Genomic DNA, 13,153 nt, shown 5'->3' on the forward strand with positions numbered 1-13,153 from the left:
TGCTTACCAGCGCAAGTCGCCTTGGCCGATGCGCTGGTAAGCCGCGCTATCGAGAGGTTGATAGCTGACTTGCTCTGGCAGCAAGGCCCACAACGGCTCGCCAGCACACTCGGCGGGGTTGAAGCCGGCGCGCTTAAGGTCGGTTTTTTGGTATTTGAACGTGCCTGTGGTCTGCATTTGCGTTTGCTGACGGATGAACAAGGGAATGGCATATACCGGCAGATTGTCTTGCAGGTGCTTAAGCAAACCAGCAAAGAAGGACTCATCCGCCGTGACGTCAGCGCGCACACCAATGGCCGCCATGCCGCAGCGCCCGTTGGTATTGGGGATTTCGGCACCGTAAACAATCGCGTGTTCGATACCGGGATAGGCCATAAGGCAGCTTTCCACTTCGGTGGTGGAGACGTTTTCGCCTTTCCAGCGGAAGGTGTCGCCTAAGCGATCCACAAACTGCGCATGCTTACAGCCAATCGCGCGCATCATGTCGCCGGTGTTAAACCAAGCATCGCCTTGCTTGAACACGTTACGCAAAATCACCGCTTCGCTCTTGGCGGGGTCGGTGTAACCGTCGAAGGGCCACTTTTTACTGATCTCACTGATCAGCAAACCGGGTTCGCCATCGGCGACTTTCTGCAAAAAGCCCCTAGGGCAGCGCACCGGACCGTCGTTGTCCATGTCGTAGCGCACGATGGCGAAGGTGGCTGGCGAGTAGCCCACGGTGTTGTCAAAGTTAAACACGTTGGTAAAGCCAATATTGCCTTCGCTGGCGGCGTAAAACTCGGTGACGCGCTCAACGCCAAAGCGTTGTTTGAAGTCTTGCCAGATGGAGGGCCGCAAACCGTTGCCGATCATCGAGCGCAAGGTGTTGTTCTTTTCTTCAGGGCATTCGGGCTGGTTGAGCAAGTAGCGACATAGCTCGCCGATATAGCCAAAGCAGGTGGCTTGATAGAAGGCTACGTCTTTCCAAAAGCTTGAGGCAGAAAACTTGCGACGCATCGCAATCGCCGCGCCGCCGGCCAGTGCCGAGCTCCAGCTCACGGTGACGGCATTGTTGTGGTAGCACGGCAGGGTGAGGTACAGGGTGTCTTCGGGTGTTAACGCTAAACCTGAATGACCAAAGCCGCCGTAGCACTTGATCCACTTGCCGTGGCTCATGATCGAGGCTTTGGGCAAGCCAGTAGTGCCTGAGGTGTAGATGTAAAAGCAGGCATCTTTGAGCCGCACATTGGCGGTGTCTGGCAGGTTGATCGGTGAAGCCACTTGCGCGCGTTCGCCCAAGTTATGCCAACCACTGGCGGCTGGGTTGTTGTCGCTGAGGGTGTCGCTGTCAGAGACGAAGTAGCAAACGCCACTGGCTTGAGTGCTGGCAACCTCATCACGGACTTCGGCGAAAGCCGCTTGTAACTCCTCGCCAACCACAAAGCGGCTGGGCTTTACCAAGTTCAGGCTGTGGATCAGCACCTTGCCGCGTTGCGTGGTGTTGATCAGCGCACCAATGGCGCCTAGCTTGGCCAGTGCGGCCAAAATGGCCAGCAGCTCGAGGCGGTTTTCCAACATCACCGCCACCACGTCGCCATGTTGAACGCCGTCTTCTTTAAAAGCGTGCGCTAAGCGGTTAGCCCAAGCATTAAATTGCACGTAATTAAGCCGGCGGGTTTCATCCATCACTGCCGTGCTGTCTGGGTGCAGGCGGGTGGCGCGCTCCAGTGCCCAAGCCAGCGATAACGGCTTGTCACGGTTACGAATACCGGCGTAATACAGGCCGCGCATCAAGCGTGGTAGGCGTGGCAGTTGGCTGGGCAGTTGGCGGAGAAAGCGTGCAGGGGTGATTAGGTCTGAGTGACTCATGGGCTGTCCTTGCGCTTATTGTTTTTGCGGCGACAGAGCGCCGCCTAGGGCCAAGGTAAACCGCAACCATAGCGTGGGACAAGACAGCTGCCTATGGCCTTGCCGCCACGTGATCAGTCAGATCAGTCAATCGACAAACAAGTCGGTCATCAGTTTGCCGCTTGGGTCATAGCGATAGCCTTCAAAATCAGTCACGCCATGCTCGCGCAAGATTTGCTCGTCGATCAGTAGGCGGCCACTGATGCTGCGTGCTTGGCTCGATAAAATCACGTGCGCCGCATCGGCCATGATCGCGGGTTTGCGCGCGGCTTTCATCACCGAAGGGCCGCCGGCTTCAAACTCAATGGCGGCGGTGGCGATCACCGTTTGCGGCCACAGTGCATTAACGCTGATGCCGTACTTTTTGAATTCCTCGTGCATGCCCAAGGTCAGCATGCTCATGCCGTATTTGGTGGTGGTGTAGGGGCCGTAGTTGGCAAACCATTTGGGGTCTAAGTTTAGCGGCGGGCACAAACTTAAAATGTGGCCCTTGGACTGCTTGAGGTAAGGCAGCGCCGCTTGGCTGGCCACCATCACCGCGCGGGTATTGATTTGGAACATCAAGTCGTAACGTTTAGGCGGCAGATGCTCGACCCCCGACAGCTTGATCGCGCCGGCGTTGTTAATCAGCGCGTCGATGCCGCCAAAGTGTTCGGCAGCTTGGGCCATCGCGGCTTTAACGGCGTCCTCGTCGCGCACATCCAGTTGCAGCGCCAGGGCTTTGCCGCCTGCGGCTTCAACCTCTTGCGCGACGGAGAAAATAGTCCCCGGCAGTTTAGGGTGTGCCTCGGCACTTTTGGCGGCGATGACAATGTTGGCGCCATCGGCGGCGGCCTTCAGAGCAATTTCACGGCCGATGCCACGGCTGGCGCCGGTGATAAACAAGGTTTTTTGGTGTAACGACATGCACAGCTCCGCACAGTGAACAATAGGAATGCCCTGCTTGCCGGCCGATGGGGGCGGGCAAGCAGGGGAGGATTAAGCCTCGGCGGCTTCTGGTGTGACGCTGGCTTCGATTTCGACCAGTAGTTGGCGGTTCTTCACTTGATCGCCTTTGTTGACACCAACGCGGCGCACCACGCCATCGCTGCCTGCCTTGAGCGGGTGCTCCATCTTCATTGCCTCCAGCACCACTAACAGCTGGCCTTTGCTCACGGGCGTGCCTTCTTCGACCAGCACCTCGACGATGGCGCCGTCCATGGGGGCTTTGATCGCACCGCTGTTGGCGGCGGCTTGACCGCTGACCGGGGCGTGGGTGATGTCTTCAAGCTTTAAGTTGCCGCCGTGGGCAAACAGGTGCAGCGTGTCACCATCGTGGTGATAGGCCACGCGCTGGCGGACACCATCAATGGCCACGGTGAGCCAGCGCCCGTCACAGGCCAGCAGCTGCAGCTCAACAAGGCTTTCTGCGTAGCGCACCTGCACAGTAGGCTGTGCACCACTGTGGATGACATCGACTTCGATGCGGTGAGGCTGGTCGAGGTGCTTGAGGATGAACACCCAAGGCGCACTGCCGGCGCTGCGCCAGCCTGCCATGGAGGCTTGATGCGCCCGACTGCTGGCGCTGGCGTGATACAGCAGGGCAGCAGCCAAGGCCAGCTCGCGGGGGGTGGCGGCTTGCGGGCTCAGGCTTGGGTCGCGGTGAAAGTGCTCGCCAATAAACGCAGTGGTGGCATTACCGGCGGCAAACTCAGGGTGGGCGAGCAGGTTAGCCAGAAAACGCTGGTTGGCATTCACCCCCAGCAGCACACATTGCTCCAGTGCCCGTACTAGCTTGCGCCGTGCGTCTTCACGGTTGGCGCCGTAGGCAATCACTTTGCCGAGCATCGGGTCGTAGAATGGCGTGACTGCTTGGCCTTCGCACAGGCCGTGGTCGATACGAATGCCGGGCAGCAGCTCTGGCTCCCAGCGCAGCACCGTGCCGGTTTGCGGTAAAAATTGATTGGCGGTGTCTTCGGCGTACAGCCGGACTTCGATGGCATGGCCGGTGAGCTTGATTTGCTCTTGGCGCAGCGGCAGCGGTGCGCCACTGGCGACTAAGATTTGCCAAGCCACCAGATCTTGGCCGGTGATCAGTTCGGTGACCGGATGCTCTACCTGCAGGCGGGTATTCATCTCCAAAAAGTAAAATGCACCGCTGGCATCGAGCAGAAACTCCACGGTGCCGGCGCCGACATAATTAACCTGTGCTGCGGCTTGCACTGCCGCTGCGCCCATGGCTTGGCGCAGCTCGGCGGTCATCACCGGACAGGGGGCTTCTTCAACCACTTTTTGGTGGCGGCGCTGTACGGAGCAGTCGCGCTCGCCCAAATACACAATGTTGCCGTGTTGATCGCCAAAGACTTGGATTTCCACATGGCGCGGTTGAATCACGGCTTTTTCAAGGATCAGCTCACCAGAGCCAAAGGCGTTTTGCGCCTCTGAACGCGCGGTGCGCAGTTGCGCGACTAACTCATCGGCTTGCTGGACTAGGCGCATGCCACGACCACCGCCGCCGGCGCTGGCCTTGATCATCAGCGGATAGCCGATGCGCTCGGCCTCTTGGCGCAGTACGTCTTCGTCTTGCTCGGCACCTTCGTAGCCGGGAATACAGGGCACGCCGGCCTCGAGCATGGCGATTTTAGATAACCGCTTGCTGCCCATCAGGTGGATGGCTTCGACGCTGGGGCCGATAAATACGATGTTGGCCTTGGCGCAGGCACGGGCAAAGTCGGCGTTTTCCGAGAGAAAGCCGTAGCCGGGATGAATGGCATCGGCACCGGTTTTGGCGGCGGCGGCCAAGAGGTTGTCGATCACGAGGTACGACTGATTGACCTGTGCCGGACCGATGCACACGGCCTCGTCGGCCAATTGCACGTGGCGGCTTTCAGCGTCGGCGCTGGAGTACACCGCCACGGTGCGGTAGCCCAGTTCTTGTGCGGTGCGAATCACGCGGCAGGCAATCTCGCCGCGGTTGGCAATCAGAATTTTGCTAAAAGCAGGCATAGGTGCAGTCCCGAATTCGTTATTGAGCCCAGTGCGCGGGGCGCTTCTGAACAAAAGCCATGGTGCCTTCGATGCCTTCTGGGCCGGTCACCGCTGCGGCAAACTGCTCCGCCGCGCCGTCGAGCAAGCTGGTCAAGGGTTCGTCTTCCGTGGCCAATAACAGGGCTTTGGTGTGGGCGTTGGCAATCGGGGCACAGCGGCGCACTTGGGCGAGTACCTCGGTTAAGCGCTCGTCGAGTGCGTCGCTGGGCTCGCAGTAATGCACTAGACCCAGTCGCAGCGCCTCTGCGCCATCAAAACGCGCCGCGGTTAAGGCCAGGCGGCGTGCTTGGGTTAAGCCGATGCGCTTGACCACAAAGGGGGCGATTTGCGCGGGAATCACCCCGAGGGTGGTTTCTGGCAGGCCGAATTTGCAGTCTTGTGCGGCAATGGCCACATCGCTGATACAAGCCAAGCCAAAACCACCACCGAGCACAGCGCCTTGCAGCACGGTAATCACTACTTGCGGCACGTTTTGCGCTTGCTCAAGCAGGCTGCCAAAGGCGCGATTGAGTTCACAGTAGGCTTTGCTGCCGGCGCTGCGGGCATTGGCCATGTCTTTGATGTCCCCACCGGCACAAAAATGGCCATCGGCGCCGCGTAGCACCAGCGCACGTACGCTGTGGTTTTGCTTGACGCAGGCCAGCACCGCGCGCAGTTCGTTGACCATGTTAAGACTCATGGCGTTGCGGCTTTCGGGGCGGTTCAGGGTGATATGCAGCACGCCTGCATCAAGCTTCAGCAGCAGGGTGTCGCAGTGAGGTAGATCGGCCATGGTGGGTTCCTTGTTCGTCGGCATTGCGAGGCGGCGTTATGGGCTGCAAACAACGGCGTGCGGGTGAACCCTGCACGCCGTTGTGGCGCGTTAGCCTTTTTTCTTGCCGGGCAAGATGCCCATCAATTTGCAGATGATGCCGAGCATGATTTCGTCGGCACCGCCGCCAATGCTGACCAGACGCACATCGCGGTAGGCGCGTGATACGTGGTTGTCCCACATAAAGCCCATGCCGCCCCAGTACTGCAGGCACGAGTCGGTGACTTCGCGGCCCAAGCGGCCGGCTTTGAGCTTGGCCATCGAGGCGAGCTTAGTGACATCTTTGCCGGCGACGTACAGTTCGGTGGCTTGGTAGGTGAGCGCACGCAGGGCTTCGATCTCGCTCTGCAGCTCGGCCATGCGGAAGTGAATCACTTGGTTGTCGATAAGTGGGCTGCCAAACGTCTTACGCTCTTTGCAGTAGGCGATGGTGGCATCGACGCAGTGCTCCAAGCCCTTGATCATGTTGGCGGCACCAAACAAACGCTCTTCTTGGAATTGCAGCATCTGCATCATAAAGCCCGCACCTTCATGGCCGATGCGGTTGCGCTGTGGCACCCGCACGTTATCAAAGAAGATTTGCGCGGTTTCGGAACTGCGCATGCCGAGCTTGTCCAGAGGTGCGCTTAGGCTGATGCCGGGGGTATCCATCGGCACCACGATCAGCGATTTGTTGACGTGTGGCTTGTCGTCGCTGGTGTTGGCCAGCAAGCAGACAAAGTCAGCCGAGGGCGAGTTGGTGATCCACATCTTGCTGCCGTTGATCACGTAGTCGTCGCCGTCTTTTTTTGCAGTGGTTTTAAGCCCCGCCACATCGGAGCCGGCACCGACTTCCGAAACGCCAATACAGCCGACCATGTCGCCGGCAATCGCAGGCTTTAAGAACTGCTCGCGCAGCTCATCGGAGCCAAAACGGGCCAAAGCGGGGGTGCACATGTCGGTTTGCACGCCAATGGCCATGGGGATGCCGCCACAGTGAATGCCGCCCCATTCTTCGGCGGCCACCACCGAGAAGCTGTAATCCAGTCCCATGCCGCCGTACTGCTCAGGCTTTGAAATGCCTAATAAGCCTAAGTTGCCCGCTTTTTTGAAAATCTCGTGCATGGGAAAGCTGCCGGCTTTTTCCCACTCATCCACATGCGGATTAATTTCGCTGTCGATAAAGTTTTTGATCGTGCGGCGTAGTTCTTGGTGTTCTTGGGTAAACAACATAACCAAACTCCTTAGATTTACAGGCGGGCTACGCCAAAGGCATTGGGTTGAAGTGGGCGAATCGCCGCTTCATGACAAATATCGAGCAACAAGCCGAGCAGGGCGCGGGTGTCGCGGGGATCAATCAAGCCGTCGTCCCACAGATTGGCGGTGCCATACAGCGCGGTGGATTGGCTATCGAGCTTCTGTGCGGTGGCTTGTTCGATCATGTCGAGCATTTTCGGGTCGGCGGTTTGTCCCATCTTCGCGTGCTTGTCTTCGGTGACGATGCGCAGCACCTTGCCGGCTTGCGCGCCACCCATGACCGCCGTGCGGCTGTTGGGCCACGCAAAAATAAAGCGCGGATCAAGACCGCGACCGCACATGGCATAGTTGCCCGCACCGTACGAGCCGCCGACGACGATGGTGAGCTTAGGCACGCGTGCGTTGGCCACTGCTTGAATCAGTTTAGAACCGTGCTTGATCACGCCTTGCTGTTCGCTTTCGGTGCCGACCATAAAACCTGTGGTGTTATGGAAGAACAAAATCGGCGTATTGCTTTGATCGCACAGCTGGATGAACTGCGCCGCTTTGGCCGCCCCTTGCGGGGTGATCGGGCCGTTGTTGCCGATAAAGCCGCAGGCGTGACCTTCGATCTGCAAATGGCCGCAAACGGTTTGCTGATCAAATTCGTTCTTAAAGTCTAAAAACACCGAGCCATCGGCGATGCGCGCGATGATCTCGCGCACGTCATAAGGCTTTTTTGCATCCGCCGGCACAATGCCAAGCAGCTCATCGGTCGGGTAGAGCGGCTCTTTGAAGCTTCGTGCGGTGCGTGCCGGTAGCTGGGCATTCCAAGGCAGCATGGCGAGGATGTCGCGCGCCAGACGCACGCCGTCGGCATCGTTTTCCGCCAAATACTCTGCAGTGCCGGCGACTTGCGCATGCATCTCGGCGCCGCCGAGTTGTTCATCGGTCGCAATCTCACCGGTGGCGGCTTTGAGCAGCGGCGGGCCGGCGAGGAACATCTTGGCTTTGCCGCGCACCACCACCACGTAATCGGATAAGCCCGGCTGGTAAGCGCCGCCTGCGGTGCTGGAGCCATGCACCACGGTGATCTGTGGAATGCCGGCGGCAGATAGACGCGCTTGGTTGGCAAACGCGCGGGCGCCTTCGACAAAAATATCCGCCGCGTAGGTCAGGTTGGCACCGCCGCTTTCGGCCAGTGTCACCACCGGCAGCTTATTTTCGGCGGCTATTTGCTGCAGGCGCAGCGATTTGCGCAGCCCACTGGGTGAGATGGTACCGCCCTTGATCGCGCTGTTATTGGCGATCACCAAACAGCGCACGCCTTCAACATAGCCAATGCCGGCGATCAGACCGCCACCGGCTTGGGTGCCGTCTTTGTCGTCGTGCAGCTTGAAGCCGGCCAGCGATGACAGCTCCAGAAACGGTGCGCCGGCATCGAGCAATAAATTCAGACGCTCGCGCGGCAGCAGTTGGCCGCGCTTGTCGAATTTAGCTTTGGCCTCACAGGCTTTATCCAACACCTTTTGTTCAACGTCGCGAAAACTGGCCACTGCCGCCAGCATGGCCTCGCTATTGGCGGCAAACTCGCCGCCGTGAACATCTAACTGTGATTCGATGCGAGGCATGCTTACTCCTTAAACACATCTGGGACGTAGGCACGGTGAAAACCGTTGTACGCCGTGCTGTTTTGACCTTTACCCAGGCTCCACGCACGGGTGCCTTGGCTGGCGGCGCCATCGATGCGGATGGTGTTGCCGCTGATAAAGTTGGCACCTGGGCTTAACAAGAACACGATGGCCGCCGCGACCTCAGACTCGCTGCCGATGCGTTGCAGGGGAACGTGATCTTTGAGGTTACGAATCATGTTTTTCATCGACTCGGGGTAGGTGTCCATGCCGCTGGAGGCAATCCAGCCGGGCGCGACCGCGTTGACGCGCACCCCCGAGTGGCCCCATTCGTAGGCGGCGGTTTTGGTGAAATTCTCCATTCCCGCACGCGCGGCGCCGGAGTGCCCCATGCCGGGCATGCCGCCCCACATGTCGGCCAGCATGTTGACGATGCTGCCGCCGGTTTTGCTCATGCTCTGTAGGTAGACTTCTTTGGCGACCAAGAAGCCGCCCACCAAGTTGGTGCGCACCACGGTCTCAAAGCCTTTTTGGTTAATGCCAATTAACGGCGCGGGAAATTGTCCGCCCGCGTTGTTGACCAAATGGGCGATGCTGCCATGCGCATCCAGCACCGCTTTGACCATGGCTTTAACCGCGTCTTCATCACGGATGTCGCAGACTTGATAGCTGGCGCGGCCGCCATCTTCGCTGATCTCAGCACAGGTTGTTTCCAGCTTTTCAGCCTTGCGCCCGACCAGCACCACGTGAGCGCCTAAATGTGCCAGCTCGTGCGCCACACAGCGGCCGATGCCGCTGCCGCCGCCGGTCACCACAATGGTTTGGCCGTCAAACAGCCCCGGATTAAACACAGATTGGTAAGCCATCGAAGGTGTCCTTGTTACAGGCTATCTGCCAGTGCTTGGGGCACTGGGATGGGATATTCGAGCAGTTGTTGGGCGTACGCTTTGCCTTGCGGGTCCATGCGCAAACTGGCAACGCCACCGCCGCCTAGGCTGTTTTCCAGTAAAAAGTTCAAACTGTGGCTGGCCGGTAAGTGCCAGCGCGACACGCGGCCATGCTGCGGGTCAAGCACGTGAGCAAAGTGCTCGGCCAGCGCTTGCTCGGTTAATGCGGCGGCAATCCATGGCAGGTATTCGGCGCGGCGCGCCATCACGCCGATGTTGCTGTGATTGCCTTTATCACCCGAGCGCGCCACCGCCAGTTTGCTCAATGGCACTGGGGTGGTTGGCTCCGCTTGTGGCGTGGGGACTGGCTGATTACAGGCGATCTCAGCAAGGTCGAGCGTAGGTAAGTGTGGCAACTCGACCGCGCTGTGCTCACCGTGCAGCTCAACGCTGAGTGCGCAGGCGTGCTTGTCTACCAAAAAGCTAAACAGACGAATCACCGGATAAACCGTTGGCCGGCCGCCGACGATGCCCGTCAGCCCAGGCGCCATGCCGGTGGCGGCTTGGGCGATCTCGCGTGAAAACAGAATCAGCGCTTCTTTTTTGGCATGACGTACCGCGATCTTGATCACGACCTCGCGCGTGTCGCGGCGCTGGCCGTGCTCGCCGTAGGTGGCCTCAGTGCCGAGCAACTCAATGCTGACCTCTTGATACGGGCCCCAGCCACGCGCGGCGAACAGTTCTTGGGTTTTGTTGATGATGGCTTGGCTGACGCGCTCGGCTTTTTGCGGTGCATCGATGCCGGCCATCAAACAACTGGCGGTGCAGCGAAAGCCGTCAGGGTAAGTAGCGCTGACCTTGTACTGCTCGGTCGGTGCCAGCCCTTTAGCGCCGCTAACAGCGACGCGGTTATCCGCCACTTGATTGAGCGTGACTTGTGAGAAGTCGCACACGACATCGGGCAGGTAATACGCGTGTGGGTCACCAATTTCATACAGCATTTGCTCGCCGACACTCAGCGGGGAGATCAGTCCGCCGCTGCCTTCTGGCTTGCTCACTACAAAGCTGCCGTCGGCGCTGACTTCGACAATGGGGAAGCCGATATGCTCGTAGTCGGGCACGTCTTGCCAGTCGGTAAAGTTGCCGCCAGTGCATTGCGCGCCGCATTCGATGATGTGGCCGGCCAGCGCGGCCTGCGCCAGTTGATCAAAATCGGTCCACTGCCAGTTGAATTCGTGCACCAGGGCTGCGCTGACCACGGCGCTATCCACAACACGGCCGGTGATGACAATGTCGGCGCCGGCGGCTAGGGCAGCGCTGATGCCCGGCGCACCTAAATAGGCGTTTACCGATACGCACATGGGCGGTAATGCGGCGCCTGTGAACATCTCGCTGATGCCTGTTTTGCGCAGTTCGGCCAGGTTGGGTTGCAGGTTGTCGCCATGCAGCACGGCAATCTTTAACTGCACGCCGGCTTGCTCACAGGCGGCGGCCAGTGCCTTGGCGCAACTTTGCGGATTGACCCCGCCAGCATTGCTGATCACGCGGATTTTTTTGCCAGCAATATCAGCGAGCAACGGGGTTAGCACTTCAATAAAGTCGCGGGCGTAACCTTCGTCCGGTTTTTTCATGCGTGCGCCGGCCATGATCGACATGGTGACTTCCGCGAGATAGTCGAAGACCAAGTAGTCCAGCTCTGCGCCGTGGACTAATTGCGCGGCAGCGGTTGAGGTATCGCCCCAAAACGCAGACGCACAGCCAATGCGGACGGTTTTCGTGGTCATGCTCAATCTCATCAGTGAAGTGATGACTTAATCTACCAAGCAAGCGCTTGGTTTGAAAAGGGCGCTTGTGTCATATTATGTGGGTATTTCTGCCAAGCGCTTGCTTGGCTTGCATGCCCTGGCTTGGCTGAATAAAGTGCCGCCTTGCTTTTAAGACCGCGTGTTTGAGGTGTGATATGTGGAATTTGGACGAACAACAAGCGCAACGAGTGATGTTGTCGCTGGTGGAACGCGGTGAGTTAACCGATCCGCAAAGCGCGCGCGGCAAATTATTGCAATGCGCGGCGCACTTGTTTCGTCATAAAGGCTATGAGCGCACGACTGTGCGTGATTTGGCCGGTGCGGTTGGCATTCAATCAGGCAGTATTTTTCATCACTTCAAAAGCAAAGATGAAATCCTGCGCGCCGTGATGGAGGAGACCATCCTCTACAACACGGCCTTGATGCGAGATGCGCTTAATCATGCCCAAGGCGCCCGCGAGCGTGTGCTGGCGCTGATTCGTTGCGAGCTGCAGTCCATCATGGGCGGCACGGGCGAGGCCATGGGCGTGTTGGTGTATGAGTGGCGTTCGCTGTCGGATGAAGGCCGCGGCTACATTCTCAAGCTGCGAGATGTCTATGAGCAGATGTGGTTGACGGAGCTGGCGGCCGCCAAGACGGAAGGCTTACTGCAGGGTGATCCTTTTGTGTTGCGGCGCTTTTTGACCGGTGCGTTGTCCTGGACCACCACTTGGTTTAAACAAGAAGGCAGCATGAGCTTGGATGAGCTGGCGCAGTCGGCGCTGCTGTTGGTGATCAAATAAATCGCCTGTACTTTGCGGCTGCCGTGCAAGTTGGCAAAAACCTGTTACTTTTTAGGTAGGTTCAAAAATAACAGGGTTGGGCATGCCCAAAGCGTTCAGTGGCGTTATCGCGTTGGCAGGGTGGATGCTTTTTGCAGCCACGGCTTGGTCGCACGCCGATGATGAGCAAACGCTGGTGCGCGTGGGGGGCTATGACTTTCCGCCTTATGTAAAACTGGCCGACTCAAGCCAAGGCGTCAGTGGTTTGGTGCCAGACTTACTGGCCAAACTCAATGCATTGGATAAGCAGTGGCGGTTTGAGTTTGTGCCCACCTCAACCAAAAGACGCTATCGCGACCTGGTTGATGCCCGGTTTGACCTGATTTTGTTCGAATCGCCAGCGTGGGGCTGGCAGAAGTATTCGATTCATCACACCGACCTCGGCTTACGCGATGCCGAGGTTTACGTCACGCTGAATAGCGCCGACCGTGAGCAAAGCTACTTTGACGTGTTTACCGGCAAACGCATGGCTTTGTTTAACGGCTATCACTATCAATTTGCTGGTTTTAACGCGGATGCTGAGTTTTTGCGTACTCAGTTTAATGCCACGCTGACCTATTCTCACGACAGTAACCTGCGCATGCTGGAGCGTGATCGCGTCGATTTGGTGGTGGTGACGCAGTCGTTTTTGCGCCGGTTTGTTGCCGCTAATCCAGAGTTTGCCGGCACGTTGTTGGTGTCTGACAAGCACGACCAAGAGTACGAGCACCAAGTTATTGCTCGCGAGCAAGGGCCGATGACGCCCTCACAGTTGTTGGAGCAAATGCAGCTTCTAGATCAGGCCGGGCTGTTAACGCCGCTGCTTGAGTCTTATGGTCTGAATAACAGCTTGCTTAAGTAAAACCAGTGCGCAGATATAAGTGCTTGACAGGGCAGGTCTTTATCCTTAAATTGCGCCCCACTTCAGGCACGTAGCTCAGTTGGTTAGAGCACCACCTTGACATGGTGGGGGTCGTTGGTTCGAATCCAATCGTGCCTACCAAACGTAAAGCCGACCAGCAATGGTCGGCTTTTTTTTGCTTGTAAAATGCTAAGCCGTCACTCAATCACGCGAGGGTCTTTTATGCAG

Annotated in this window: 10 protein-coding genes and 1 tRNA gene; 3 read left to right on the forward strand and 8 right to left on the reverse strand. The window is 58.2% G+C overall.

What is annotated here, in order from left to right:
• Nucleotides 1-3 precede the first annotated feature (3 nt).
• From MKI83_RS07030 to MKI83_RS07065, 8 genes are all read right to left on the reverse strand, one after another.
• The gene (locus MKI83_RS07030; RefSeq protein WP_241584417.1) at nucleotides 4-1,848 is read right to left on the reverse strand and encodes a long-chain-acyl-CoA synthetase; all 1,845 of its coding nucleotides are present in this window, start codon (nucleotides 1,846-1,848) and stop codon (nucleotides 4-6) included.
• A gap of 126 nt (nucleotides 1,849-1,974) precedes the next feature.
• Nucleotides 1,975-2,793: an SDR family oxidoreductase gene (locus MKI83_RS07035; RefSeq protein ID WP_241584418.1), complete on the reverse strand. Its 819-nt coding sequence runs from the start codon at nucleotides 2,791-2,793 to the stop codon at nucleotides 1,975-1,977.
• 72 nt (nucleotides 2,794-2,865) lie between these two features.
• Complete coding sequence (locus MKI83_RS07040; RefSeq protein WP_241584419.1) at nucleotides 2,866-4,872, reverse strand: acetyl/propionyl/methylcrotonyl-CoA carboxylase subunit alpha; 2,007 nt, start codon at nucleotides 4,870-4,872, stop codon at nucleotides 2,866-2,868.
• A 19-nt stretch (nucleotides 4,873-4,891) separates the two neighbouring features.
• Complete coding sequence (locus tag MKI83_RS07045; RefSeq protein WP_241584421.1) at nucleotides 4,892-5,686, reverse strand: enoyl-CoA hydratase/isomerase family protein; 795 nt, start codon at nucleotides 5,684-5,686, stop codon at nucleotides 4,892-4,894.
• Between the two features lie 90 nt (nucleotides 5,687-5,776).
• On the reverse strand, nucleotides 5,777-6,937 hold the full coding sequence (gene atuD, locus MKI83_RS07050; RefSeq protein WP_241584423.1) for a citronellyl-CoA dehydrogenase: 1,161 nt from the start codon (nucleotides 6,935-6,937) through the stop codon (nucleotides 5,777-5,779).
• Between the two features lie 17 nt (nucleotides 6,938-6,954).
• A complete protein-coding gene (gene atuC, locus MKI83_RS07055) occupies nucleotides 6,955-8,571 on the reverse strand; it encodes an acyl-CoA carboxylase subunit beta (protein WP_241584424.1) in 1,617 nt (538 codons plus the stop codon).
• Nucleotides 8,572-8,573: 2 nt separating this feature from the next.
• The gene (locus MKI83_RS07060) at nucleotides 8,574-9,437 is read right to left on the reverse strand and encodes an SDR family oxidoreductase (protein ID WP_241584426.1); all 864 of its coding nucleotides are present in this window, start codon (nucleotides 9,435-9,437) and stop codon (nucleotides 8,574-8,576) included.
• A 14-nt stretch (nucleotides 9,438-9,451) separates the two neighbouring features.
• Nucleotides 9,452-11,242, reverse strand: coding sequence for an acyclic terpene utilization AtuA family protein (locus MKI83_RS07065; protein ID WP_241584428.1), 1,791 nt, complete (start codon nucleotides 11,240-11,242; stop codon nucleotides 9,452-9,454).
• Nucleotides 11,243-11,427: 185 nt separating this feature from the next.
• On the opposite strand from MKI83_RS07065, the gene MKI83_RS07070 reads away from it, so the two are divergent.
• From MKI83_RS07070 to MKI83_RS07080, 3 genes are all read left to right on the forward strand, one after another.
• Nucleotides 11,428-12,045 (forward strand): TetR/AcrR family transcriptional regulator, encoded by a 618-nt coding sequence (locus tag MKI83_RS07070; protein WP_241584865.1) that lies wholly within the window; start codon nucleotides 11,428-11,430, stop codon nucleotides 12,043-12,045.
• Nucleotides 12,046-12,127: 82 nt separating this feature from the next.
• Nucleotides 12,128-12,925: a substrate-binding periplasmic protein gene (locus MKI83_RS07075; RefSeq protein ID WP_241584431.1), complete on the forward strand. Its 798-nt coding sequence runs from the start codon at nucleotides 12,128-12,130 to the stop codon at nucleotides 12,923-12,925.
• 64 nt (nucleotides 12,926-12,989) lie between these two features.
• A tRNA-Val gene (locus tag MKI83_RS07080) sits at nucleotides 12,990-13,066 on the forward strand.
• The last annotated feature ends 87 nt before the right edge of the window (nucleotides 13,067-13,153 follow it).

This window comes from Atopomonas sediminilitoris, from assembly GCF_022601735.1.
Taxonomy (GTDB): Bacteria; Pseudomonadota; Gammaproteobacteria; order Pseudomonadales; family Pseudomonadaceae; genus Atopomonas; species Atopomonas sediminilitoris.

Coding starts and splice junctions, on each gene's coding strand:
- MKI83_RS07065 (WP_241584428.1), bottom strand. CDS start 11,242: ATGACCACGAAAACCGTCCGCATTGGCTGTGCGTCTGCGTTTTGGGGC.
- MKI83_RS07075 (WP_241584431.1), top strand. CDS start 12,128: ATGCCCAAAGCGTTCAGTGGCGTTATCGCGTTGGCAGGGTGGATGCTT.
- atuD (WP_241584423.1), bottom strand. CDS start 6,937: ATGTTGTTTACCCAAGAACACCAAGAACTACGCCGCACGATCAAAAAC.
- MKI83_RS07060 (WP_241584426.1), bottom strand. CDS start 9,437: ATGGCTTACCAATCTGTGTTTAATCCGGGGCTGTTTGACGGCCAAACC.
- MKI83_RS07035 (WP_241584418.1), bottom strand. CDS start 2,793: ATGTCGTTACACCAAAAAACCTTGTTTATCACCGGCGCCAGCCGTGGC.
- atuC (WP_241584424.1), bottom strand. CDS start 8,571: ATGCCTCGCATCGAATCACAGTTAGATGTTCACGGCGGCGAGTTTGCC.
- MKI83_RS07040 (WP_241584419.1), bottom strand. CDS start 4,872: ATGCCTGCTTTTAGCAAAATTCTGATTGCCAACCGCGGCGAGATTGCC.
- MKI83_RS07030 (WP_241584417.1), bottom strand. CDS start 1,848: ATGAGTCACTCAGACCTAATCACCCCTGCACGCTTTCTCCGCCAACTG.
- MKI83_RS07045 (WP_241584421.1), bottom strand. CDS start 5,686: ATGGCCGATCTACCTCACTGCGACACCCTGCTGCTGAAGCTTGATGCA.